A 22289-nucleotide genomic window follows, 5' to 3' on the forward strand; every position below is an offset into this window, starting at 1 on the left:
CCCGGAAGGACTGGAGCCGGTCAAAATGGTCGTTGGCATCAAAGATCTCGACCTTGCGACAGCCGCCGGGGTCTCCAAACTTGAAAAACGCATCACTAACGTGATCGCTCGTTTCTGCGGGCCGCCTCCCAGGGCGGCGAAATGGCAAATCAATGATAGCAAGGCCTGCAGCGAGTACGCCTGGGCCAGCGCGCGGCCGCAAATGGAAAGCGCGGTCAGCCGTGGCGGGAACAATTGAACCGTCCCCTTTGGCCGCCGGGGTCATACCGGCTCAAGCGGCTGATGTATCTTTGGCATCGAGTGAAGTTCGATCGGATCGCCAACGGATATGGTGCCTCCCGCGACAACAATCGCCATGACGCCGCACCTGCGGATTAGGCTGCCGTTGTCCGCCAGGCTGAGCGTGGCCGCCATCAGGCCCTTGGCAAGCCCGTCGATCTGACGGCAAGGATTGCGCAAGCCGGTAATTTCGATCACCGCTTCCTGTCCCAGCTGCAATCGCGTCCCGCGCGACAAGCCAAGCAGGTCCACCCCGCGTGTCGTCACGTTTTCGCCAAGCTGGGCAGGCGCAACAGCAAAACCTTGCGCCGCGAGCTCTTCAAACAGTTCAGCATGGATCAAGTGGATCTGGCGTAAATTAGGCTGAAAGGGATCCTTGGCGATCCGCGACAAATGCTGGACTGTCTGGCCGGCGTGCGCATCACCTTTGGCTCCCCGTCCGGCAATAAGCGTCAATTCGCACTGTTCAATCTTTGAGAAACGGTGCGCCGGGTCGCTGGCCAGGGCAAGGATCGTGGCGCTCATGACGGTCAGGCTATGGGACCGCTGCCAGACGGGCAAGCAGATGCTGCGGTTTTCCTACATCATGCGCGTTCTATAAAACCTGGGCCATGATCGCAGCATCCGCAGCCCCTGTCGCCCATTTCACCGCTTGGACTGGTGTGGTCAGAGCGCCGCTGACTTTTTTCAGATGGGGCGGCCCTGTCAACTTTGTGAACTTCGGACCACTCGACAGGTCCAATCAAGTCTCATAGGAAAACCGAAACAACCAGAACTGGATCCTTCGAGAGATGCCGCTTCCCGCCCCGTTCGATCGCCTTCGCCTGCCCGTCATCGGTTCGCCGCTGTTCATCGTTTCTGGACCCGAACTGGTGATTGCCCAGTGCAAGGCGGGGATCGTCGGCTCGTTCCCGTCGCTCAACGCGCGGCCCTCAGGCGTGTTCGACGAATGGTGTCACCGGATTACCGAAGAGCTGGCCGCGCACAATCGCGATAATCCCGATCGTCCGGCGGCGCCCTTTGCCGTCAACCAGATCGTCCACAAGTCGAATAACCGGCTGGATGAGGACATGGAAGTCTGCGCCAAGTGGCAGGTCCCGATGATCATTACGTCGCTGGGCGCGCGTGAAGACCTGAATAAGGCGGTGCATGGATGGGGCGGGATCGTCATGCACGATGTGATAAATGACAGGTTCGCCCGCAAGGCCATTGAAAAAGGCGCTGACGGGTTGATCCCTGTGGCGGCTGGGGCTGGCGGCCACGCCGGGGTACTGTCACCCTTCGCCCTGATGCAGGAAATCCGCGAGTGGTTCGAAGGCTTGATTGCCCTGTCTGGCTCAATCGCCTGCGGCCGTTCGATCCTGGCGGCGCAGGCGATGGGCGCCGATTTCGGCTATATCGGCAGCCCGTGGATCGCAACCAAAGAGGCAAATGCGGCTGAAGGTTACAAGAATGCGATCGTCGACGGGCGGGCCGACGATATCGTCTATTCAAACCTCTTCACCGGAGTTCACGGAAATTACCTGCGACCCTCAATCGTCGCGGCGGGTATGGATCCCGACAATCTGCCGGTCAGCAGTCCCAGTGCAATGAACTTTGGATCGGGCGGCAACACCGAAGCCAAGGCATGGAAGGATATCTGGGGTTCGGGTCAAGGCATTGGTGCCGTTACCGCGGTAGAAAGCGTGGCCGACCGGGTTGACCGGCTGGAAACTGAATATAACCATGCTCGGCTGGAATTGGCGACCAAGGCGCGCATGACGGCAAGCTAGCTTACTGCGTCTTCTGTCGCTGGCCACAACGCATTGGCCATGGCATCCAACTCGGCAAAGTCGATTCCGCTGCCCAACGGATCGTTGCGATTGAGCCGAAGCCGGCGCTGCTGATCAAGAAGGCGTCGGCGCAGCGCGCGTTGCAGCAATGCAAGTCGCTCGTAAGCTTCGCATAGAGCGATTTCGGGCGCGGGCAAACGCGTTGAAGACCATGTCTGTTCAATCTGGCCAACACGTTCCATCACCATGGCGTTGTAGGTGTTGTGCGGGCCGCGGTGGAGCGGCAGTCCATGGCGTATCGCAGCGTCGTCATTGGCCGGCAGGAGCAAGCCATTGGCGCGGAAATCGTCAAAGCACAGGCGGTCTGTACCGATGGCTGCAAGCATCGGTGTGAAAGCGGCCTTCTTGAGGATTTGGCGCGGCAGGATGTGATGCCGCTGCAGGCCGCCGTCATAATCAGGCGCGTTTCTGCAATTGACCGCACGAAAGCGAATGCAGTCACGACGTTTCGGGGGAACAAAAGGGATACCCCGCACCCGTTCAGGCAAGGTTTGTTTTCCGCCGAAAAGACAACCTGCATAAGATCATTTGCGTACCATGACCCGAAGCTGCGCCCCGCCTCTGACCGGTACGGCAAGCAGAACCTCTCCATCGGCGCCGGTAAACTCGCGCGGCGAATCGACCGGACCGCTGGTGACCAGTTCGTGGATCAACCGCACCGAAATACGGGCAACAGCGCCCGCAGAGAGAGAACGTTCGGGCTCGAACCGAAGTTCCTGACCGATCAGAAGGCCAAGGCCGAGCGAGACCATCGCGCCATTGCTTTCTCGCCGCAGCGACGTCAAGCCAAGTGCAGGAAAGGCACCACCATTAAGCCAGTCACCCACCACACGGCGGTAATATGCCGGTTCCATCCAGCTTCCTGCGGGAAGCCAGCAGACCGCCCGGACATGGGGCAAGGCGGCGAGCCTATTCCCTATCGCGGCCAGAACGCGAACAACCGGCAGCAGACCGCGCCCAGCCGCGATATGCTGCCCTGGTCTGAGCGCGATCGGTTCTCCACGGGGCAAAGCATCGATCCCCAGCAATGCGCCTGGGCCAGGCATCGGCGAAGGTCCGGCCGGCGGCAATCCATGGCAATCAAAGGTCAGGCCGCTGGCCAGCAGTTCCAGCCACCCTTCTTGCGGATCCGGCCGGTGACTGATTGAAAAAGCGCCTTCCGGCCCCGGTGTCAGTCCTGCTTCTGCGATAAGGTCTGCGTGGGGTCGATGCCCTTCCGCAAAGACAAGCGAAAGGACCGTGCCGTCAGCAAGCTCGCAATTGTTGCGTGCATCAACGATGACTTAACCCCGATCTGTTCCAAGTAACACTTATGTCTCTGGCACTTATACAATGGTTTAGTCGAGTCCTGACGCATTCGATTGTTCGATTTCGGTGCTAATTGCATCAATGTGTCAAAACAGTCCCACGTCGAGGCCTTCGCAAAGCGCCGCACCTAGATCGAAACATTGCTGCGCAATCGCCTGTTCAATCACCTTTGGCGCCAATATTTGCTCAGGCGTCTGAGCCCCCAGGTTAGCGATCAGAGGCTCAGCAACGCGGCGCAGCCGCCAGCCTGTCACGATCCGGTCGATCTGGGCTTGCGCCCCGCGGCCATCGGACCCAGCCGCAATGGCGGTGGCATAGGCCCGTCCTTCGATCTGCCCAAGCAACGGATAATAGCAGCGATCGAACATGTCTTTCATCATGCCGCTCATCGTGCCCAGGTTTTCGGGACAAACAAACAGATAGCCGCTAGCGTTCAGCAAATCCTGCGCCACAACGTCTCCAGCATGGATAAGCCGCGCCCGGCCTGCTGCACCGCGGTCAGCGCTTTGCGCCATGGCGCGCGATGCGCCGGTTCGGCTGTGCCAGACAATCGCCAGCATCAATTTCTCCTGAGACAATTCGCCTGGGATTGGTCCGACATGCCATACCGCGTCAACTGCCGGCCGTCATCGACTGGGCCTTTGCGCTGAGGCCGCAATAGGATAGCGCTACAGGTATGTCTGCACCGCACGCTTCCGTCCTTGGCCTTGACCGTTCACTTTCCGGTCGCTTGTGGCGTTGGCGCGGCGGCAACATGAATCTCGGTGGCGGCGCGGCAACGTTGGATCACGACCTGGTCACACAATTGTTGTTGTCACGCGGCGTGGCTCCGGAAGATGTGGAGCGCCACCGCAACCCCTCATTGCGTGCCTTCCTGCCTGATCCGTCGCAATTCCGCGACATGGACGCCGCCGCAGAACGCCTGGCTCAGGCGGTCCTGACTCAGGAACGCGTAACTGTCTACGGCGATTATGATGTTGATGGTGCAACCAGCGCCGCGTTGCTGATCCGTCTGCTTCGTGATCTGGGGCTCGATGCGGGATACTACATTCCAGATCGCTTGCTTGAAGGGTACGGACCTTCTGGCGCAGCACTGGTTCGTCTGGCCGAAGAAGGATCAAGTCTGATTGTCACGGTCGATTGCGGTGCAATGGCGCATGAGGCGCTAGGCATGGCCCATGCCGCCGGGGTGGACGTGATCGTGGTGGATCATCACAAGTGCTCGGCCGAACTTCCGCTGGCTGCTGCCCTGGTCAATCCCAACCGGCTGGACGAAAGCGATACCGGCGCGGCGCATGGGCATCTTGCCGCTGTTGGTGTCGCATTTCTGCTCGCCGTCGCCATAGTACGCACCTTGCGCCAGCGCGGTTTCTTTGACGGCAGAAGCGAACCAGACCTATTCGCGCTGCTCGACATCGTGGCGCTTGGCACAGTTGCCGACGTGGCGGCACTCCACGGGCTGAACCGCGCACTTGTGTCTCAGGGCCTGAAGGTCATGGCAAGGCGCGATAATATCGGCATGGCCGCACTGATCGATGCCAGCCGGCTTAGCCGAGCGCCCACTTGCAGCGATCTCGGTTTTGCGTTGGGCCCGCGGATCAATGCCGGTGGGCGCGTTGGCGAATCGACTTTGGGCGTGCGGCTCTTGATAACGGAAGATCCCGACGAGGCGCGCGCTATTGCGTCGCAGCTTTCCACCCTTAACGAAGAACGCCGCGCGATCGAGGCAGAAGTGCAAGAGGCCGCCGAAGCCCAGATTGCTGCCCAGCACAACCGAGCGGTTCTAACAATTGCGGGCCACGGTTGGCATCCGGGCGTGATCGGAATTGTCGCCGGGCGAATTAAGGAAAAAACCGGCAAACCTACGCTAGTCGTCGCGCTGAATGCGGACGAGCATGGCAACGGCAAAGGGTCAGGACGTTCGATTGCCGGTGTCGATCTGGGTGCAGCGATCATTGCCGCGCGCGAGCATGGCCTGTTGGTGGCTGGCGGAGGGCACGCGATGGCGGCAGGGCTGACCATTGCCGAAGGCAAGATCGACGCGCTCGGCGACTGGCTTGACAAACAACTGGGCAGCACCGTTTCGGTCGCCATGGCGAACCAGGCTATGCTGTTGGATATGGCGATTGCGCCAGGCGGGCTTGTGCCAGCTCTGGTCGAAACCATGGAGAGCGCTGGCCCTTTTGGTGTTGGTTGGCCAGGGCCGCGCATAGCGGTCGGGCCAGTGCGGCTGGTCAAGGCTGATGTGGTGGGCACCGATCACTTGCGCCTTATCGTGCGCGGCGATGATGGCACCAGCTTCAAAGCCATCGCCTTTCGCGCGGCCAACAGCGAAATGGGTCAAACCCTGCTTCACGCCACGCACCAGCGCCGGCTGTGGCTGGCCGGCCGTGCCAAGATCGATGATTGGACATCGCGGCCTGCGGCAGAACTTCATCTGGAAGATGCAGCGTTCTGTGATTGAGACATTCTTGCCAGCGAGGGCTTGACCCTTTTCCCGTGCTTGCCTAAAGGCGCGGGCCTGCCCACGGCACACCCAGTGAGGCCCCTTCGTCTAGCGGTTAGGACGCGGCCCTTTCACGGCTGAAACACGGGTTCGATTCCCGTAGGGGTCACCAACGGGAATGCCGTGGGCGTTTTGGTTCTGCGGCCCCTTCGTCTAGCGGTCAGGACGCGGCCCTCTCACGGCTGAAACACGGGTTCGATTCCCGTAGGGGTCACCACATGGTAATACATGGGCCGCATTTGCGTCTGGCATCATCACCAACCCCTTTCTAAAGCAATCCTGATGAGACCTGTGCGACCCATGCCCTGGCCAAGCGCGATCCTTGCCGCGGCCACTGCTGCAGCGATAATCGCCGCGGGCGTCAGTGCGTGGATCGCCCTGATAGTCTTGATTGTCTGGATTGGCTCGTTGTGGCTGGCAGCCCCTGAGCCGGAGATTTTACCGCCGCGCGTAGATTTGGGCGAAGTCTCGCGCGATGCGGTGCGCGAGACCATCGAGCCGCTTGGCCATCCCCTGCTGATCCTGGATGGCCGGCGGATTCTTGTCGCAAATGCTGCTGCGCGTGCGGCCCTTGGCACTCATGTTGTCGGCCAGGACGCGCGCATTGCGCTGCGCCATCCCGATGCCATGCGATTGCTCGAGATGGACGATAATGACACGGTCAGTATCGCCGGATTCACCGGGGGGCGCAGCTTATGGCAACTTACCCGCCGCCGCGTCGATGATGAGCGCTGGATGATCGAAATGATCGATCGCACTGCAGAATCGGATGTCAGCAGGGCTCACACCGATTTTGTCGCCAATGCCAGTCATGAACTTCGCACGCCTCTTGCGGCGATCATCGGCTATGTTGAAACCCTGTCAGATGGCGGTCCGGCGGTTGACGAAACGACGACCAAGCGATTCCTCAGTGTCACCGAACGCGAAGCCAAGCGCATGCTAACCTTGGTCGAAGACCTGATGACATTAAGTCATGTCGAAGCCGAAAAGCACGACAGGCCAGATGAACAGGTCGACCTTGCCAAATTAGTCCGCCGAGTGCTGTCGGAAATGAACGCCATGACAGGCAAAGACCGCATCGTGTTGAAAGAAGCAGTCGACCAACCACTTATCAAAGGCGACGCCCGTCAGCTCGAACAGATCCTGCGCAACCTGATCGATAATGCCATGAAATACGGATCACCCGACGCGGCCGTGAACGTTGCAATATTGCGTGACGGAGCTTCGGAGTTGATCGTGCGCGTAACGGATCAGGGCCCCGGAATCGGGCCCGAACACCTGCCTCACCTGACACGGCGCTTTTATCGCACCGATCCGGGAAGAAGCAGGGCCTCGGGCGGAACGGGCTTGGGCCTTGCGATAGTCAAGCACATAGTCGAGCGACATGGCGGTCAACTGGAGATATCAAGCCAGCTTGGCGAAGGCACCCAGGTCAGCGTCACCCTGCCTGCCTTGCGGCACGCAGGGGACTGACCCGGTCAGAAGTTTGCGCTGACAGCAACGGTGGCCACATGGTCCATGTTATCCGGGCCATTTCGGACAATGCCGAGCTGGTTCAGGTAGCCGACATCAAGACTGACCTGCTTGTTGAGCGGGACAGAAACGGTCACGGCATTTCGCATCCGGTCATAACCGTCGACCCTCTGGAATGCTGTAGTGTTCAAGTTTACAAAGCTTTCGTGGGTAACGTTTAACGATGATTTGCCGACAAAAGGCATGCTGGCCTTGAGATAGGGGCGCAAACGCCAACCAGTACCGGCGACGTTATCGCGCCAGCGCTGTTCCATTCGCAGCCTTGCACCCAACTTGATCGACCCCAGTTTGGCGATGTTGTCGAATGTCACCTGTTCGCGAAAGCGGTGCTCCATCGCGACGAAATCGCTCGATCTATATGTGGGATTGTGAACGTATCCAGCCGCAATTGTGACTTGCTTCGTTATCTTGTAATTTAGCATGGTTGAGTTTTCTAGCTCGTAGAAACCGCGTGCTTCTCCGGAGCGGGCGACCAGTTCATTGGTGATCTTGAAGTCAGGCGAAAGGGCTACTCCCACACTGAGTGTCTGCCAATACTGGGTGTCCTCATTCGCGTAGCTCGGACTGGCAAGCGCCAGCGCGGGCACGGTAGCGAGAAGAATTGTCTTGCGCATGATCTTGGTTATCCCTGTGCGATAGCTTCGGGGTGGCCATTAAGTCCGTTCTGTGACACTTCAATGACGCTTTGCCGCGCTAATTAGACAAGCGTACGACGTTGCGCGCGTTGTCACCATGCTGTCAGTGCACCGACAGCCATTGTCACGAAGTTGTCACGAAACCCAACCAGAGCGGCGGCAACATCCGCGAACGAGAGAATCGCCATGACCAAGAAAATGCTGACTTTTGCCACCGTCATTTCCGCCTCCGCGCTGCTTGCAGCTTGCGGCGGTGCGCAAAGCTCGTCACGTGATCAAATCCGCGCCGTTGGTTCGTCGACGGTTTATCCGTTCGCCAAGGCAGTTGCCGATTCGCTGGCAAAGTCGAACGCCGCGATCAAGTCACCGATCATCGAATCGACCGGAACGGGCGCAGGCATGAAGCTGTTTTGTGCTGGCGTTGGCGTTGCCTTCCCCGATATTGAGAACGCATCTCGGCGAATGAAGAAATCCGAGTACGAAGACTGTGCGAAGAACGGCGTCGAAAAGATTGCAGAAGTGCAGGTCGGCCTGGATGGTGTGGCTTTTGCTGAATCCAAAGGCGGCCTGGGTATCAAATTGACGCCTGAAGACGTCTACAAAGCGCTGGCCGCAAACCCTTACGGCAAGGCCAACACCACCAAAACCTGGAAGGATGTCAACCCGGCATATCCGGCCGAACCGATCCTGGTTTATGGCCCGCCCAGCACCTCGGGCACACGCGATGCGCTCAAGGAACTGATCCTGACCAAGGGCTGCGACGCCAATGCCGAAATGAAAGCGCTTAAAGACAGCGACAAGGACAAGCACGACAAGGTTTGCACCGAAGTGCGTAATGACGGGGCCTATGTCGATTCGGGCGAAAACGACAATCTGATCGTTCAGAAGCTGGAAGCCAATCCCAAGGCAATCGGCATCTTCGGATTCTCTTACCTCGAGGAAAACGCCGACAAGCTGATGGGCCTGACAATGAACGGAATAACGCCGACTTATGCTTCGATTTCAGATTTCAGCTATCCTGGCGCGCGTCCGCTCTACATCTACGTCAAGGTAGCACACTTGGATGCGATCAAGGGCCTGAAGGAGTTTGTAGCCGAGTGGGCCAAGAGCTGGGGCAAAGACGGCCTGCTGGCAAAGCAGGGCATGGTCGTTGCACCGGACGCCGTGCTTGCCAAAAGCGCTACGACTGCAAGCGATTTCACACTGCTCGATCCCGCTGAACTGAAGTAAGAACCGCTCGAATCATCGAGCACAAGGTACCCAGCAAACGATGTCGCCTGCCATTCCGATTCTGCTTGCCCTGGCGCTGGGGCTAATCGGGTGGCTGGCGGCACGCTCGCGCGCATGGTCCATGCGAAAGGCCGTCCGTGTTGAGGGTGGCGAACTGCATTCTCTTCCGCACTACCATGGCTGGTACGTAGCCTTATGGACGCTAGTTCCGGCTCTGCTGTTTGCCGTCGCTTGGGACGCGTTGAGTCCTGGTCTGGTCTTGCAGCAGGTGTTGGCCAATCCCGCCGCAGCAACGTTGCCGGCTTTCGGGATCCAGCGGGATTCAATCCTGGCTGAGGCTCAGGCCATCGCGAGCGGGTCGGCAACCGCAGGTTTTCAGCAAGGCAGCGCCTTACTGGTTGAGCCATTTCGCGCTGCGCTGAAGCATTTTTCGGTCATCGGTCTGGTAGCGACCCTGGCAATCGGCTTTGCGGGGGGCGCGTACGCCTTTGTGCGCTTGCGTCCCGATTTCACTGCTCGCACTCGGGTCGAACGCGCTGTGATGATGGGGCTGCTCGGCGCATCACTGGTCGCGATCCTCACCACCTTTGGAATTCTCGCTTCACTGATTTTTGAAACTGCGCGCTTCTTCAACGTTGTGAACCCGGTGGACTTCCTGTTCGGCACCCATTGGGGGCCCGATCCTATGTCCGATCCCGCGTCGGTGCGCGGCGATACCTACGGCGCGGTGCCGCTGTTCTGGGGAACCATCTTCATAGGAGCGATCATCGCTATGGCGGTGGCCATCCCGCTTGGCTTGATGAGCGCTATTTTCCTGACGCAGTACGCATCGCCGCTTCTGCGCAAATGGATGAAGCCTCTGCTTGAAATACTCGCCGGCGTGCCCACCGTCGTTTACGGTTATTTTGCCGCACTGACCGTGGCCCCGTTCATTCGCGATTTCGGGCACATGATCGGGGTATCGAGCGCGTCGAGTGAAAGTGCGCTTGCCGCCGGGCTGGTAATGGGAATCATGATCATTCCCTTCGTCTCCTCAATGGCAGACGATTCAATCGCCGCGGTCCCCCAGGCCATGCGCGACGGCAGCCTGGCCATGGGCGCAACGAAATCCGAGACGATCAAACGGGTACTTATCCCGGCCGCTCTGCCGGGTATTGTAGCGGGTGTGATGCTGGCGGTCAGCAGGGCTATCGGGGAAACCATGATTGTCGTCATGGCGGCCGGTGCCGCCGCGCGCCTTACCGCCAATCCATTTGAATCAATGACCACGGTGACCTTCCAGATTGTCGCCATGCTGACAGGAGAGGGAAGCTTCGATCACCCCGCTACCTTGTCGGCCTTCGCGCTAGGCATGGTGCTGTTCCTGGTTACTCTTGCGCTCAATTACATAGCTTTGCGCGTGGTGAAGCGCTTCAGGGAAGCTTATGAGTAAATTTGAGAGCCAGCCGCGCGATGAACGCATTGAGCGCTTGCTTAAACGCCGTTATGCGGCTGAACGGCGATTCAAAGCGCTTGGCTTCGGTGCCGTGTTTTTTTCCGGCCTCGTCCTCGCCTTTTTGCTTTTCACGATGACATCCAATGCACTCGGCGGTTTCAAGCGCGCCGAACTTCGCTTTCCCATCGACTTCACGTCCGGTGTTTTGAGTATTGATCCAGCGCAGCTTCAGGGGACGGGCGCGATGCAGGCGCTGGACGGGGCTGGACTGAAAGACGTTGTCGCTTTCGCCGCTGTCAACGGTCTTGGTGAAGCAGGCGCTGCGCAGGTTCAAGACGGAGCATGGCGTGAAGTGGCAAAGGCTTTGATCGCCGATCCCAGCAAATTGTCGGGTACGCTGAATGTTTCAATCCCTGCATCCGATGATCTTGCCTCGGCTTTGCGAGGTGATGGCCAAGCACAATTGCGCGGCCTGGCCGATTCGCTTGGCAAGCAAGGCAAGCTTGTTAATGCGATCGACCTGGGGTTCCTGTCGCGCGGCGATGCGACAGGCCCGCAGGATGTGGGCATCTGGGGAGCGCTCAAAGGATCGATGCTGACCATGCTGGTTACGCTGCTGCTGGCCTTTCCGATCGGCGTGTTGGCAGCCGTCTATCTTGAGGAATACGCCCCGAAGAACCGCTGGACCGACATTATCGAGGTTTCGATCAATAACCTCGCGGCCGTGCCGTCGATCATCTTCGGCTTGCTAGGGCTCGCCGTATTTCTGGCGATCTTCCCCAATTACCGGTCGGCGCCGCTGATTGGCGGCATGACTCTCGCGCTTATGACAATGCCGGTTATCGTCATTTCCGGACGCAACGCAATCAAGGCTGTCCCGCCGTCGATCCGCGATGCTGCGCTTGCCGTCGGGGCCAGCCGCGTCCAGACCGTCTTTCATCACGTCCTGCCACTGGCCCTACCGGGAATCCTGACTGGCACCATCATTGGAATGGCCCGCGCATTGGGTGAAACAGCACCACTGCTGATGATCGGGATGCGCGCTTTCGTTGCCACCCCGCCCGATGGTGTAACCTCGCCCGCAACGGTGCTCCCGGTTCAGATTTTCCTCTGGTCGGACGAAATCGACCGCGGTTTTGTCGAACGCACTTCTGCCGCGATCATCGTCCTGCTTCTGTTCCTCCTGGTGATGAACGGCCTCGCCATCTACCTTCGCAACCGCTTTGAGAAACGCTGGTAATGACCACACTTCATTCCCTTGATACCGCTGATGCGAAGATCACGGCGCGAAATGTCTCAGTCTATTACGGGGACAAACGCGCCATTGATGACGTTTCGATCGACATCAGCCCTAAATATGTCACCTCGTTCATCGGGCCTTCCGGATGCGGCAAGTCAACGTTTCTGCGCACCCTAAACAGGATGAATGACACGATTGCAGGCGCGCGCGTTGAAGGAGACATCGCGCTTGACGGGATCGACATCTACAAATCGAGCATGGACGTGGTGCAACTGCGCGCACGCGTAGGCATGGTATTTCAAAAGCCCAATCCGTTCCCCAAATCTATCTTCGAAAACGTCGCTTATGGTCCACGTATCCATGGCCTAAGCGCTAGCAAGACCGAGTTGGAGGAGATTGTTGAGCGCTCGCTTCGCCGCGCCGGCCTTTGGGAAGAAGTGAAGGACCGTCTGAGTGACAGCGGTACCGCGCTTTCGGGCGGGCAGCAGCAGCGACTGTGCATTGCTCGGGCAATTGCAGTCGAACCCGAAGTAATCCTGATGGATGAGCCCTGCTCCGCTCTGGATCCGATCGCGACGGCACGGATCGAGGAACTGATTGACGAACTGCGCGGAAACTACGCCATTGTGATCGTCACCCACTCGATGCAGCAGGCCGCGCGCGTTTCGCAACGTACCGCCTTTTTCCACCTCGGCAGAATGGTGGAATATGGCAAGACGTCCGATATTTTCACCAACCCGCGTGAAGAACGGACCAAGGATTATATTACCGGAAGGTACGGGTAAAATGGCACACGAACACACCGTCAAGGCCTTCGACGAGGACATCACCAAACTGCGCGGCCTGATTGCCGAAATGGGAGGTTTGGCCGAAGTCGCAATTGCTGAAGCAATGGAAGCTTTGGTCAAGGGCAACTCCGAACTAGCGCGTGAAGTCGTTGCCCGCGACAAGCGGATCGATGCCCTCGAGGCTGAGGTTGATCGCCTCGCAGTTCGCACGATCGCGCTGCGCGCACCAATGGCTGACGATCTGCGTGAGGTAATTGCCGCACTCAAGATCGCGGGCGTCGTCGAACGTATTGGCGACTATGCCAAAAATATTGCGAAGAGCGCGGACAAGATCGAAAACCGGCGAAAGTTCGAACCGCTGACCCTGATCCCGACGATGGGCGACTTGGCTATTGCCATGGTCCATGATGTAATGACCGCTTTTGCAGCGCGCGACCCCGTTCTGGCCGCCGAGGTTGTCGTCCGTGACGACAAGGTCGATGCATTTTACGAGAGCATATTTCGTAACTTCGTGACCCATATGATGGAAAATCCGGCGACCATTTCCAGCATTGCCCAACTGCTGTTCGTTGCGCGCAATATTGAGAGGATCGGCGATCATGCCACCAACGTGGCCGAAATGGTCTATTACGCAGCAACCGGCAGCTATCTGACGGACAAGGAAGACAAGACGGGAGTGTGATCGCCGTGCCCGCGCCGCGTTTGCTGCTGGTAGAAGATGACCCGGCTTTGGCTGAGCTGCTAGAGTTCCGCTTTACCGCAGAGGGCTATAGCGTGACTGCAACCGCAGACGGCGACGAAGCGCTGCTTCTTGCAGTTGAAGAAGCTCCGGATCTGGTGGTGCTCGACTGGATGATCGAAGGAACCAGCGGTATCGAAGTTTGTCGCCGTTTGCGCCGCGAAAAATCAACCGCCCACGTTCCCATCGTGATGCTGACCGCGCGCGGGGCCGAGGATGACAAGATCCGCGGTCTTGATACCGGCGCCGATGACTATGTTACCAAGCCCTTCTCACCGCGCGAGTTGATCGCGCGCGTCAATGCGATCATGCGCCGTATTCGGCCAGCTCTGGCCGGCGAGACTTTGGAAGTCGGTGACCTTGCGCTTGATGCGACCGCTCACAAGGTCACGCGTAAGGGACAGGTGGTCGCCCTGGGACCGACCGAGTTCCGCCTGCTGAAGTTCTTCATGGAGCACCCCGGGAGGGTATTTAGCCGAGGGCAGCTGCTCGATGCCGTATGGGGTACGGACAGCGACATCGAACTGCGCACTGTTGATGTCCACATTCGCCGTCTGCGCAAGGGCATAGAACTTGCCGGGTCTGCTGATCCGGTCCGCACAGTGCGGTCGGCCGGGTACTCTCTCGAAGCCATCTAAGCGCTATTTTCGCGGCGGTATCAGCGTGTTCAGCCAGCGAATGACATGGACTTGCAAGTCAATCCGCCTGTCAGACCAGCTGTGATCAGTTGGCGCATGGTAAGCCGTAACCTTGGTGCCCCCTATAGCGTGGATAGCTTTTACCAGATCATCGGTATGTCCGGCCAGACCGTCGTCCGACGTCAGGGCCAGAACTGGCTTATTCTTCAGCGACGCTGCTCCGCTACGAAAATCAAACCATGTCGGGGCCGCGATCAGTTCATCAGCCATCCGCTCGGGGCTGGTATCAGCAAGGGTTTCTGCGTTTCCTGCTGATTCTTTGATCAGCTCTTCACGTGGCAACATTTTCAGAATGCCCATGTTGCCGGCAGAAATTAGCCCTGCACCCAGAAGGCGGGGATCGCGAGCGCCGACCGTGGCGCTGACCCATCCGCCCATACTATGTCCGATGATGGCGATTTTGGACGGGTCAACGCCAAGTTTGGCGGCGTTGGCGGGATTGCGCAGGTAGGCAATGACCGCTTGGGCATCTTCAGGGTTATGGGCAAAGCGGAAGCTGCCAGGGCTGCCCCACGACCCGCGATAATTGAACGTGATCGCGTTCCATCCGGCCCGGCGAACCGCCTGCGCCAGATCAAGGTTCTTCTCGTTACCCGGCCAGCCGTGGCAGATCACGATAGTCGGATGCGTTCCTTTGCCTGCAGGAAGATATGCCGCAGCGTTAATCTCGACCCCGCCGCTAGGCACGTGGAGCACTTCCATGCGCGCGGGATGCATCTTGTCCGGTGCAGGATCGGTATAAATGGCAAGAGGGACGGGCAAGGGTTTGGCGGCCAATGGCCCGATGTTGCTTACCGCTGCAGCGATAATCAGCATTATGCGCTTTGCCATTATGTTCTCCCTGTTTGGTTCAGGCTAGCAGTGTCCTTGCTGCGCGCAATCAATGAAAATCGCGCGAGGCCGGTATTATCCGGGCATCTCGCGGATGCCCGCCATGCCACGCGCAATCGCGGTTGGCGGCACCAGGCAACTCGAAATCAGGGGCCTGAGCCCGCGATGGCAGGGGATTGTTGACGTGATCGGCGCGGGCGACCTGACTGTTCAGCAGATCGTCCGACAGGGCATGCAGGCTGACGGTTGCGTCGGTCAGGTGCTGGGCGATGACGTGGATCACCTCGTCGTCGTACTCCACCCGGCCGCGTACTTCCATCAGCCGCGCTCCCATGATCACCTTGCGCTGCTTTTCCATCAGATCGGGCCAGATCACCAGGTTCACTACTCCGGTTTCATCCTCCAGCGTGATGAAGCATACCCCTTTGGCGCTGCCGGGGCGCTGGCGGATAAGCACCACGCCAGCCACCTGGACCTGGCTGCGGTATTTCCGTTCGCGCAGCTCGCTCGCCCGAACAAACCCGCGCTCGGCCAAGCTGGCGCGCAGAAAGGCCACTGGGTGCGCTTTCAAGCTGAGCCGCTGGGTCTGGTAATCTGCCACCACTTCCTCGCTCAGCGGCATTTGCGGCAGACAAGTAACCCCGCGTTCAGGCCCCTCGTCGCGCGTTGCGGCAGCGGCAAACAGCGGCAGATCGGGGGCGGCAATCAAGCTGCGCGCATCCCACAGCGCCTGACGGCGGGTGAGCGCCAGCGATCCCAGGCAATCGGCGCTAGCCAAGCGTTCCACCAGTGCTGGTGAGAGTCCGGCGCGCTCCTTTAATTCGCGGATATTGCGGAACGGAATACCGTCTGCCCGGACGGCGACGATGCGGGCGGCGGCAGCCTCGGGAAAGCCATCAACCTGGCGCATGCCCAAGCGCAGCGCGACGTGCTCTTTAGCGCCCTCCAGCGTGTTATCCCAATTACTGTGGTTGACATCTACCGGCAGTACCGTGACGCCATGTTCGCGCGCATCGCGCACAATCTGGGCGGGCGCATAGAAGCCCATCGGCTGCGAATTGAGCAAGGCTGCCGCGAAAGCCGCGGGGAAATGGCACTTCAGCCACGACGAGACATAGACCAGCAAGGCGAAGCTGGCGGCATGGCTTTCCGGAAAGCCGTATTCGCCAAAGCCCTTGATCTGGTTGAAGCAGCGTTCGGCGAAGACCGGATCATAGCCGCGCGCGATCATTCGCCCGACCATCATGTCCTGCAGTTCATCGACCATGCCGCGGCTGCGGAACGTGGCCATTGCCTTGCGCAGACGGTTGGCCTCAAGGCTGGAAAACTTGGCCGCATCTAGCGCAATCTTCATCGCCTGTTCCTGGAAAATCGGCACACCCAACGTGCGTCCGAGGATGCTGGTCAGTTCATCCGGGGGTCCGTGCTCGGCGTCGGGGGCAGGAATTTCTACCGGTTCAGCCCCGCGCCGCCGCTTGAGATAGGGGTGAACCATATCACCCTGGATCGGGCCGGGACGGACGATCGCCACCTCGATCACCAGATCGTAGAATTGACGCGGACGCAGACGCGGCAGCATGTTCATCTGGGCGCGGCTTTCGACCTGAAACACACCCAGCGAATCGCCTTTGCACAGCATGTCGTAGACTGCAGGATCTTCACGCGGGACGTTCGCCAAGGTAATGTCCTGGCCGTGGTGTGCGCCCAGCAGGGTCAGACATTTGCGGATGCAGGTCAGCATTCCCAGCGCCAGGACATCGACCTTGAGGATACCTAGCGCGTCGATATCGTCCTTGTCCCATTCGATAAAAGTGCGATCGGGCATGGCCCCGTTCCCGATCGGCACCGTCTCGGTCAGAAGGCCTTGGGTGAGGATAAAGCCGCCCACATGCTGAGACAAATGGCGCGGCATTCCAATCATTTGCTCGGTAAGCGCAAGAACCCGCCTGAGGTGCGGATCGGACAGGTCCATACCGGCTTCCTGCTCGACATGCGCTTCCTTGATCGAGCGTCCGTGTCCTCCCCAGACCGTGCGGGCGAGCGAGGATGTCACGTCTTCCGACAGCCCCATTGCTTTGCCCACCTCGCGGATTGCCATGCGCGGGCGGTAGTGGATCACCGTGGCGCACAGGCCAGCGCGGTGACGGCCGTAACGGGCGTAGATGTACTGGATTACCTCCTCGCGCCGTTCGTGCTCGAAATCGACATCGATGTCGGGCGGCTCCTTGCGCTCCTCGGAGATGAACCGGTCGAACAGCAAGGCATGGCGCGCGGGATCGACTGCGGTAATTTCCAGGCAGTAGCAGACCGCCGAATTAGCCGCCGAACCACGCCCCTGGCACAGGATTGGTGGATCCTGATTTCTCGCAAAATCAATGATATCCTTGATAGTCAGAAAGTACCGTGCGAGGTCTAGTTTACCGATCAGCACCAACTCTTTATGCAACGTATCGACGACGCTAGCGGGCACGCCCGAGGGATAGCGCCGGGCAGCGCCCTGCCAGGTCAGCCGGTCCAGCTGGTCCTGCGGCTTTAATCCGTCGGGGCAGGTTTCTTCCGGATATTCATAGCGCAGCTCCTCCAGGCTGAAGGTACATTCATCCGCAAGTTGCCGCGCCACAGCCAGCGCATGAGGCCAGCGGGCGAACAGGCGAGCCATGGCTTGGGGCCCCTTGAGATGGCGTTCAGCGTTGGCTTGAAGCAGGTGGCCCGCTGCGGCGACCGTGGTCTTGTGACGGATGGCCGTCATCACATCATGCAACGGGCGGCGGTGCGGGGCATGATAAAGGACGCGGTTGGTGGCCATGATCGTCAGATCATGCGCCCTGGCCAGGGCATCAAGCCGCTCAATCCGGGCCAGATCATCACCGGAGTAGAGATAGGCGGCGGCCAGGTGGCGCAGCGTTGGCAGCTGCGCGGCAAGATCAGGAAGCAGCTGAGCAAAAGGGGCGGTGCGCAGATCATCCCCCCGCAGGCCGGAACTACGAAGCGGCACCACATTGCTTTGCGCGGCGATCTTGAAGGGCGCGTCGAGATCGTCTGGCGGCAACAACACCAGATGCACGCCTTGCGCATGAGCGGCGAGCATGGCGAGCGTGATGTCGCAAACCCCCTTGTCCTGCCACTGCCCTTCGGGCGTTGCCATGCGTCCAGCGGAAATCAGGCGGCACAGGCGGCCATAGGCTGCACGGTCGGCAGGATAGGCCAAAAAGACCAGGCCCTCGACCGTCTCGATCTGGCAGCCGATCACAGGACGCAGGCCCAGCGCGCGCGCCTCGCTATGGAGGCGCACCGCCCCGGCCATGGTGTTGGCATCAGCAATCCCGATTGCGTCATAACCCAGCGCGCGAGCGGCGGTCGCCAGGTCGACCGCATCGGACGCACCGCGCAGGAACGAAAAGCAGCTTGCCAGCCCCAGCTCGACAAACGGCGCGGCCGCTTCGGGCGGCGGCAAGGTCTGTTCTACCCGGCGCCGTTCAGGGGTAAGGGCGGGCTCGGGCATGGTTCACCCGGCCAGCTCACGCAGGCGAGCCTGCGCAGCAGCCAGATCGGCGGCAAAGCGCGCCTCTTCACCCGCGCGGGCCGCATCATCCAGACGCAGCAGATAGGACGGATGGGTGGTGATCCACAGTTCGGCCCCGTCATCCAGCCGATGCGGCACCCCGCGCACCTTCTGCACGCTGACCGTCTTGCCCAGCACCGACCGCGCCGCGCTGGCCCCGAGCGCCAGGACCAGTCTGGGGCGGACCAGCAGGCGTTCGCTCTCCACCCACCAGCGGCAAGTGTCGATCTCCTTGGCCGAGGGATTCTGATGCAGCCGCCGCTTGGCAGGCGCGCGCATGACAAACTTGAAATGCTTGACCGCGTTGGTCAGCCACGCCTGCTGCGGATCTATCCCGGCCTGTTCAAGATGTCCGCGCAGGACCTGTCCGGCCGGGCCGATGAAAGGCCGCCCGGCCTGCTCCTCGCTGTCACCGGGCTGTTCGCCCACGATCATCAATGCGGCATCATCGCGCCCCTCGCCCGCCACGGCGCGGGTGCCGTTGCAACCGATCGCGCAGCGGGTGCAGGCGGAAACACCTGCTGCGATGGCGTCAAGACTGTCAGGACGGTCTTCGGTAAACAGTGCCGCGCCGGTTTCGACCATCCGCGCCTCACGCGCCTGGGCCCCGGCGACCAATGCGGGGATCAGCGCGGCCTCGGGCATGTTCTTCCAGTAGCGCTTGGGCATTTCCTTAAGCATGGCCCCGATCTTGAGCCGCGCAGGGTTGAAGATGGACGCGTAATAGGTCTTCCACAGGTCTTCCGCGGCATCCTCGGCCGGGGCATCGCTGCGCGCGGCGGGCGGGCCTTCGCGCAGGGTTTCACCGTCCCAGTCGATCGAGCCTTGCGGGGTCAGGATGGTCCATTGCATCTGAGTGAAACGATTGACGAAGAACGCAGCATTGGCGCGCAAAATGTAATGTTCCGGCTCAAACCAGGCGACATAGCGCTCACCCTGCGTGTCCGCGATCACGCGAAACCGGACGAAGGCGCGCATCTTGTGGATGTCGCGGCGCACGGTACGAGCCAGCATCTGAAGGCGGCGCACGTCATCGTCGGCGGCATCCTCCATCAGGCCAGGCCTGGTCTGCAACCGCCACAGCAGCCGGTAGAGCAAGGCATGGCGCTGCTCATCGCGATGCAGCGCGGCCTTGCCGGCCAGATCGAGGAACGCGCGCGGCACCCGCGGCGGCGGCGCATCGCGCGGCGGCGTAGGCAGACGGCGCGCATTGCCGGGGCCTGCAAACAGATCACCCCCGCCCTCACCCGGCACCTGCCAGATCACGCGGTCAGGCGGGACTTCGGCCATGACCAGCCGCCGCGCCTGTTCGCGCCAGCCGGCAAAATCGTCGGGCGCGGCCAGCGCCACCACACAGGCATCGCCGATCCGGGCATCGCGGAACAGCTGGGTCATGCCGCGAACAGTTCCAGCTGTTCGGTCCGGCGCGGGGCGACCAAGGCCTTCAGATCAGCGCGGTCGGTGAGCAGGACCGGACGCCAATCGGCCGCAACGATGAACGGGCGGATCTTGGCCACCGACACGGTCAGCTTGCCAACATCGTCCAGCCGCAACCGGCGCTGACGCCGCGCGGCCAGGATTGCGCCCACCGCGCGGGTGCCCAGCCCGGGAACGCGCAGCAGCGCCTCACGCGGGGCACGGTTGATGTCGACCGGAAACTGTTCGCGAAACTTGAGCGCCCAGGCCAGCTTGGGATCAATGTCGAGCGGCAGCATTCCCGCCTCGTCTGCGGCCTGTTGCACCTCGTGCGGGGCAAAACCATAAAACCGCATCAGCCAGTCCGACTGGTAGAGCCGGTGCTCACGGATCAAGGGCGGGCGCTGCAGCGGCAGCACCGCGCTGGCATCGGGGATCGGGCTGAAAGCCGAATAGTAAACCCGGCGCAGGCGGAAGCTGGAATAAAGCGTGCTGGCCTTGCCAACAATTGCGGCATCGCTGGCATCGTCAGCGCCAACAATCATCTGGGTCGATTGCCCGGCGGGGGCGAAGCGGGGGGCTGATTTAAAGCGCTTTTTCGCATCCTTCGCCTCGATGATCGAGGCCTTGAGATCGCTCATCGCCCCTTCGATCACCTCGACCTTCTTGTCGGGGGCCAGGCGGGTCAGGCCTGCTACCGTGGGCAGCTCGACGTTGATCGAGACACGGTCGGCATAAAGCCCTGCGCGGTGGACCAGCTCCGGCTCCGCCTCGGGAATGGTCTTTAAATGGATATAGCCGCGAAAATCGTGCTCCTCGCGCAGGATCCGCGCAGTTTCGATCAGCTGCTCCATCGTGTGGCTGGAGTTCTTGACGATGCCGGAAGAGAGGAACAGCCCCTCGATATAGTTGCGCTTGTAAAAGGCGATAGTCAGATCGGCTACTTCCTGCGGGGTGAACCGGGCGCGCCGCACGTTCGAGCTCTTGCGGTTGATGCAGTAATGGCAATCGAACACGCAGTGGTTGGTCAGCAGAATCTTGAGCAGCGAAATACAGCGACCATCCGGCGCGTAGGCATGGCAAATGCCCATCCCCTCGGTCGAGCCCACGCCCTTGCCGCCCTTGCTGGTTCGCTTGGACGTACCGGAAGAAGCACACGAAGCATCGTACTTGGCAGCATCGGCGAGGATGCCAAGGCGTTCCATCAGATTTGGTTGCGACATTCGTTCCTTATATGTTCCAACTTTGGAGGTGGCGAGTCCTTTGTGCAGAAACGCCGAGTAATTCGTCGCAAAGCATCGCTTTTGTGGAACTTTATGCACGCTCGGTGCATTTTCTTTCACTCCAGAAAAGGATTTGAAATGCACATGATCGAGACTGCCGACGGAACCCACATCTACTCCAAGGCCTGGGGCGAAGGGCGTCCGGTGATCCTGATCCACGGCTGGCCGTTGTCGAGCGATAGCTGGGATCCGGTAAGTCATGCCCTGGCCGAAGCGGGGTATAAAGCCATCGCCTATGACCGGCGCGGATTTGGGCGGTCAAGCCAGCCTTCGGGTGGCTACGACTATGATACGTTGGCTGACGATCTGGCCGTAGTGTTGCAGCACTACAGCGTTGCGGCTGACGCGGCGCTGGTCGGTTTTTCGATGGGAGGCGGAGAGATTGCCCGCTACATGTCGCGGCACGGCGGTAAAGGAGTAAGCCAGGCTGCGCTGATTTCGTCGGTAGTACCCTACATGCTCAAGGAGGATACCAATCCTGATGGCGTGCCCCAAGCCACGTTCGACCAGATGACCCAAGGCATGTTGGATGACCGGGCGAAGTTTTTCAGTGGCTTTTTCAAGGACTTTTTCGGCATCGGCATGCTGGCTCACCCGGTCAGCGAGGAGGTGCTGAATTTGGCCTGGACCACGGCGATGCAGGCTGGTCTTCGCCCGACACTGGCCGCGGCCAAGGCTTTTGCCTCTACCGATTTCCGCCCCGACCTGGCGCACTTCACTGTGCCGACGTTAGTCATCCACGGTACTGCTGATAAAACAGTGCCGATTGCCGCAACAGGCCATGAAGTGGCGCGCCGCGTCCAAAGTGCGCACCTGATTGAATACGAGGGCGAGCCGCACGGACTGTTCGCCACGCAGACCGAGCGGCTGACCAACGATCTTCTTGCTTTCCTGTCGGGTGAGGAGACGCCTCGGAACCAGGAAGTGCTGGACGAAATGACCCGTGAGGCATTGGTCCTGCCGCAACTCTAGGG

20 protein-coding genes and 2 tRNA genes are annotated in these 22289 nt (G+C 60.2%); 13 read left to right on the plus strand and 9 right to left on the minus strand.

Annotation, left to right across the window (positions count from 1 at the left end; all coding sequences use genetic code 11):
* Positions 1–238 (plus strand): UrcA family protein (locus Q0L62_RS06520; protein WP_296678094.1); only part of this gene is annotated, 238 nt, incomplete at its 5' end.
* Positions 239–261: 23 nt separating this feature from the next.
* Here the strand turns inward: Q0L62_RS06520 and Q0L62_RS06525 are convergent.
* A complete protein-coding gene (locus tag Q0L62_RS06525; protein WP_296678097.1) occupies positions 262–804 on the minus strand; it encodes an MOSC domain-containing protein in 543 nt (180 codons plus the stop codon).
* Positions 805–1070: 266 nt separating this feature from the next.
* Between Q0L62_RS06525 and Q0L62_RS06530 the strand changes: the two genes are divergently transcribed.
* Positions 1071–2051, plus strand: a complete 981-nt coding sequence (locus Q0L62_RS06530) for a nitronate monooxygenase family protein (RefSeq protein ID WP_296678100.1) — start codon at positions 1071–1073, stop codon at positions 2049–2051.
* On the opposite strand, the gene Q0L62_RS06535 is transcribed toward Q0L62_RS06530, so the two are convergent.
* The 3 genes from Q0L62_RS06535 to Q0L62_RS06545 all read right to left on the minus strand — a co-directional run bounded on the left by Q0L62_RS06535 (position 2048) and on the right by Q0L62_RS06545 (position 3979).
* A complete protein-coding gene (locus Q0L62_RS06535) occupies positions 2048–2587 on the minus strand; it encodes an AHH domain-containing protein (protein WP_296678103.1) in 540 nt (179 codons plus the stop codon). The genes Q0L62_RS06530 and Q0L62_RS06535 overlap by 4 nt on opposite strands.
* A 48-nt stretch (positions 2588–2635) precedes the next feature.
* Positions 2636–3157, minus strand: a complete 522-nt coding sequence (locus tag Q0L62_RS06540) for a hypothetical protein (RefSeq protein WP_296678105.1) — start codon at positions 3155–3157, stop codon at positions 2636–2638.
* Between the two features lie 348 nt (positions 3158–3505).
* Positions 3506–3979 (minus strand): flavodoxin family protein, encoded by a 474-nt coding sequence (locus Q0L62_RS06545; protein WP_296678107.1) that lies wholly within the window; start codon positions 3977–3979, stop codon positions 3506–3508.
* 116 nt (positions 3980–4095) lie between these two features.
* Between Q0L62_RS06545 and recJ the strand changes: the two genes are divergently transcribed.
* The 4 genes from recJ to Q0L62_RS06565 all read left to right on the plus strand — a co-directional run bounded on the left by recJ (position 4096) and on the right by Q0L62_RS06565 (position 7398).
* Complete coding sequence (gene recJ / locus Q0L62_RS06550; RefSeq protein ID WP_296678109.1) at positions 4096–5883, plus strand: single-stranded-DNA-specific exonuclease RecJ; 1788 nt, start codon at positions 4096–4098, stop codon at positions 5881–5883.
* 79 nt (positions 5884–5962) lie between these two features.
* A tRNA-Glu gene (locus Q0L62_RS06555) sits at positions 5963–6037 on the plus strand.
* 30 nt (positions 6038–6067) lie between these two features.
* A tRNA-Glu gene (locus Q0L62_RS06560) sits at positions 6068–6142 on the plus strand.
* Positions 6143–6225: 83 nt separating this feature from the next.
* On the plus strand, positions 6226–7398 hold the full coding sequence (locus tag Q0L62_RS06565; RefSeq protein ID WP_296678113.1) for an ATP-binding protein: 1173 nt from the start codon (positions 6226–6228) through the stop codon (positions 7396–7398).
* A 5-nt stretch (positions 7399–7403) separates the two neighbouring features.
* Here Q0L62_RS06565 and Q0L62_RS06570 read toward each other — a convergent pair whose 3' ends face one another.
* Positions 7404–8072, minus strand: a complete 669-nt coding sequence (locus tag Q0L62_RS06570) for a DUF2490 domain-containing protein (protein WP_296678114.1) — start codon at positions 8070–8072, stop codon at positions 7404–7406.
* Between the two features lie 207 nt (positions 8073–8279).
* On the opposite strand from Q0L62_RS06570, the gene Q0L62_RS06575 reads away from it, so the two are divergent.
* From Q0L62_RS06575 to phoB, 6 genes are read left to right on the plus strand one after another with little or no spacing between them, the layout of a single operon-like run.
* On the plus strand, positions 8280–9323 hold the full coding sequence (locus tag Q0L62_RS06575; protein ID WP_296678119.1) for a substrate-binding domain-containing protein: 1044 nt from the start codon (positions 8280–8282) through the stop codon (positions 9321–9323).
* 40 nt (positions 9324–9363) lie between these two features.
* Positions 9364–10755: a phosphate ABC transporter permease subunit PstC gene (pstC, locus tag Q0L62_RS06580; protein ID WP_296678121.1), complete on the plus strand. Its 1392-nt coding sequence runs from the start codon at positions 9364–9366 to the stop codon at positions 10753–10755.
* A complete protein-coding gene (pstA, locus tag Q0L62_RS06585; protein WP_296678123.1) occupies positions 10748–11998 on the plus strand; it encodes a phosphate ABC transporter permease PstA in 1251 nt (416 codons plus the stop codon). The genes pstC and pstA overlap by 8 nt, the downstream gene beginning before the upstream one ends.
* On the plus strand, positions 11998–12783 hold the full coding sequence (pstB, locus tag Q0L62_RS06590) for a phosphate ABC transporter ATP-binding protein PstB (RefSeq protein ID WP_296678126.1): 786 nt from the start codon (positions 11998–12000) through the stop codon (positions 12781–12783). Before pstA ends, pstB begins: the two co-directional genes overlap by 1 nt.
* A 1-nt stretch (position 12784) precedes the next feature.
* Positions 12785–13468 carry a phosphate signaling complex protein PhoU gene (gene phoU / locus Q0L62_RS06595; RefSeq protein ID WP_296678129.1) on the plus strand — a complete coding sequence of 228 codons (684 nt, stop codon included), beginning with the start codon at positions 12785–12787 and terminating at the stop codon, positions 13466–13468.
* A gap of 5 nt (positions 13469–13473) precedes the next feature.
* Positions 13474–14163 (plus strand): phosphate regulon transcriptional regulator PhoB, encoded by a 690-nt coding sequence (gene phoB, locus Q0L62_RS06600; RefSeq protein ID WP_296678131.1) that lies wholly within the window; start codon positions 13474–13476, stop codon positions 14161–14163.
* A gap of 3 nt (positions 14164–14166) precedes the next feature.
* Here phoB and Q0L62_RS06605 read toward each other — a convergent pair whose 3' ends face one another.
* The 4 genes from Q0L62_RS06605 to Q0L62_RS06620 are packed head-to-tail and all read right to left on the minus strand — an operon-like array spanning position 14167 to position 21255.
* Complete coding sequence (locus tag Q0L62_RS06605) at positions 14167–15054, minus strand: alpha/beta fold hydrolase (RefSeq protein WP_296678134.1); 888 nt, start codon at positions 15052–15054, stop codon at positions 14167–14169.
* 49 nt (positions 15055–15103) lie between these two features.
* A complete protein-coding gene (locus tag Q0L62_RS06610) occupies positions 15104–18556 on the minus strand; it encodes an error-prone DNA polymerase (RefSeq protein ID WP_296678135.1) in 3453 nt (1150 codons plus the stop codon).
* A 3-nt stretch (positions 18557–18559) separates the two neighbouring features.
* Positions 18560–20011, minus strand: a complete 1452-nt coding sequence (locus tag Q0L62_RS06615; protein ID WP_296678139.1) for a UdgX family uracil-DNA binding protein — start codon at positions 20009–20011, stop codon at positions 18560–18562.
* Complete coding sequence (locus Q0L62_RS06620) at positions 20008–21255, minus strand: putative DNA modification/repair radical SAM protein (RefSeq protein WP_296678143.1); 1248 nt, start codon at positions 21253–21255, stop codon at positions 20008–20010. The genes Q0L62_RS06615 and Q0L62_RS06620 overlap by 4 nt, the downstream gene beginning before the upstream one ends.
* A 138-nt stretch (positions 21256–21393) precedes the next feature.
* On the opposite strand from Q0L62_RS06620, the gene Q0L62_RS06625 reads away from it, so the two are divergent.
* Positions 21394–22287, plus strand: a complete 894-nt coding sequence (locus Q0L62_RS06625) for an alpha/beta hydrolase (RefSeq protein ID WP_296678147.1) — start codon at positions 21394–21396, stop codon at positions 22285–22287.
* The last annotated feature ends 2 nt before the right edge of the window (positions 22288–22289 follow it).

The sequence above is a fragment of the Novosphingobium sp. genome (assembly GCF_024642085.1).
Lineage (GTDB): Bacteria > Pseudomonadota > Alphaproteobacteria > Sphingomonadales > Sphingomonadaceae > Novosphingobium.

Bases quoted from the DNA above. Each gene is read 5' to 3' on its own strand.
- Q0L62_RS06565 (WP_296678113.1), top strand. From the start codon at position 6,226: ATGCCCTGGCCAAGCGCGATCCTTGCCGCGGCCACTGCTGCAGCGATA.
- pstB (WP_296678126.1), top strand. From the start codon at position 11,998: ATGACCACACTTCATTCCCTTGATACCGCTGATGCGAAGATCACGGCG.
- Q0L62_RS06605 (WP_296678134.1), bottom strand. From the start codon at position 15,054: ATGGCAAAGCGCATAATGCTGATTATCGCTGCAGCGGTAAGCAACATC.
- Q0L62_RS06570 (WP_296678114.1), bottom strand. From the start codon at position 8,072: ATGCGCAAGACAATTCTTCTCGCTACCGTGCCCGCGCTGGCGCTTGCC.
- Q0L62_RS06525 (WP_296678097.1), bottom strand. From the start codon at position 804: ATGAGCGCCACGATCCTTGCCCTGGCCAGCGACCCGGCGCACCGTTTC.
- Q0L62_RS06620 (WP_296678143.1), bottom strand. From the start codon at position 21,255: ATGTCGCAACCAAATCTGATGGAACGCCTTGGCATCCTCGCCGATGCT.
- Q0L62_RS06540 (WP_296678105.1), bottom strand. From the start codon at position 3,157: ATGCCTGGCCCAGGCGCATTGCTGGGGATCGATGCTTTGCCCCGTGGA.
- Q0L62_RS06545 (WP_296678107.1), bottom strand. From the start codon at position 3,979: ATGCTGGCGATTGTCTGGCACAGCCGAACCGGCGCATCGCGCGCCATG.
- phoU (WP_296678129.1), top strand. From the start codon at position 12,785: ATGGCACACGAACACACCGTCAAGGCCTTCGACGAGGACATCACCAAA.
- pstC (WP_296678121.1), top strand. From the start codon at position 9,364: ATGTCGCCTGCCATTCCGATTCTGCTTGCCCTGGCGCTGGGGCTAATC.
- pstA (WP_296678123.1), top strand. From the start codon at position 10,748: ATGAGTAAATTTGAGAGCCAGCCGCGCGATGAACGCATTGAGCGCTTG.
- Q0L62_RS06625 (WP_296678147.1), top strand. From the start codon at position 21,394: ATGCACATGATCGAGACTGCCGACGGAACCCACATCTACTCCAAGGCC.
- Q0L62_RS06610 (WP_296678135.1), bottom strand. From the start codon at position 18,556: ATGCCCGAGCCCGCCCTTACCCCTGAACGGCGCCGGGTAGAACAGACC.
- Q0L62_RS06530 (WP_296678100.1), top strand. From the start codon at position 1,071: ATGCCGCTTCCCGCCCCGTTCGATCGCCTTCGCCTGCCCGTCATCGGT.
- Q0L62_RS06615 (WP_296678139.1), bottom strand. From the start codon at position 20,011: ATGACCCAGCTGTTCCGCGATGCCCGGATCGGCGATGCCTGTGTGGTG.
- Q0L62_RS06575 (WP_296678119.1), top strand. From the start codon at position 8,280: ATGACCAAGAAAATGCTGACTTTTGCCACCGTCATTTCCGCCTCCGCG.
- recJ (WP_296678109.1), top strand. From the start codon at position 4,096: ATGTCTGCACCGCACGCTTCCGTCCTTGGCCTTGACCGTTCACTTTCC.